This window comes from Actinacidiphila sp. bgisy160, assembly GCF_965342435.1.
Lineage (GTDB): Bacteria > Actinomycetota > Actinomycetes > Streptomycetales > Streptomycetaceae > Actinacidiphila.
On record NZ_CBDRCM010000131.1, the window covers coordinates 1 to 1,112 of the forward strand.

Consider the following 1,112-nt stretch of genomic DNA (forward strand, 5'->3'; position numbering starts at 1 on the left):
TGTCGGTGATGATGCTGCCGCCGCCGACGGCATCCACCTGGGACTGCCGTACCCGGCCCAGGCCGTCGTAGATCGACACCGCGTGGGCGTAGGTGCCGTTGTCGCGCAGTGTGGACGTGGTCACGGCGGTCGGCTTGCCGACGGTGGTGTCGTAAGAGAAAGCCTTAAACGCCTGGTCCGTTGCTGGAGTCTGTGAGGCGGTCCATACCTCGGTAACGCGGCCGAGGGCGTCGTAGGCCTGCGTGACGGTCCGGCCGTTGGCGTCGGTCGCGGCCAGCGGGGTAGCCCGGCCCGGCTCCACGGTCGTGGTGACCGTCTGATCAAGAGCGTTGGTGACTGTGGTGGAGTACACCTGCCGGGCGGAAGGACCGGTCGTGGGCTTGTAACTGGTTTCGGTCGTGTGGTCGGCGGCGTCCTTGACGGTGAGCGGGCGGCCGTGGTCGTCGAAGGTGGTGACGGCGCTGCGGATCCAGCCGGTGCCGAGTCCGTCAACGGTCCAGGCAGTGGTGGCCAGGCCCTTGCTGGGGGCATCGCCGTAGGCGCCGTTGTCATAGGCGGCCCGGGAGGCGGAGATGACGTCCCCACCGGTGGCGGTGGGGGCCTTATCGCAGGTGCCGGCGGTGCTCTTGGTCTGCTCGACCAATCCGATCAGCCACGCGGTGGTGTTGTGCAGGTACGAGGTGATGGTGCAGGTCTCGTCGTCTGGCTTGCCGGTGTCGCCGAGGGTCTCGACCTGGGTGGGCAGCCCGTAGGTGTCGTCGTACTGCGTGAGGGTCTTAACCGTGCGGGAGGTGCGGGTGTCGTCGGGGTTGGTGCCGCTGGCTGGGGTGACGGTGATGCCGGAGTCGACCTGGGTCCGGTAGGCGTGCAGGTCGGGGACGTCGGTGCGGGCACGGGTGGCCAGCAGGTGCGCCGACGGGTAGGAGACGGTGCGGGAGGCTACGGTGCCGCCGCTGCCGTCGTCGTTGGCCTGGGTGTACGTGAGGGATTCGGCGATCATGCCCTGGAAGGCGGGCTTGTCGGGGGCGATGGTGGCGTCGGTGGAGTCCTTGATTGTCACCGACCGCGTCCCGCCACCCGGGAGGGGGTCGCCGTCCATGCCGCGGAAGTAA

At 68.8% G+C, this 1,112-nt stretch carries 1 pseudogene; it reads right to left on the bottom strand.

Annotated elements, in window-relative coordinates:
- A pseudogene (locus ACRWNP_RS37085) lies at positions 1-1,060 on the bottom strand (sugar-binding protein); the annotation flags it as partial.
- Between the last annotated feature and the right edge of the window lie 52 nt (positions 1,061-1,112).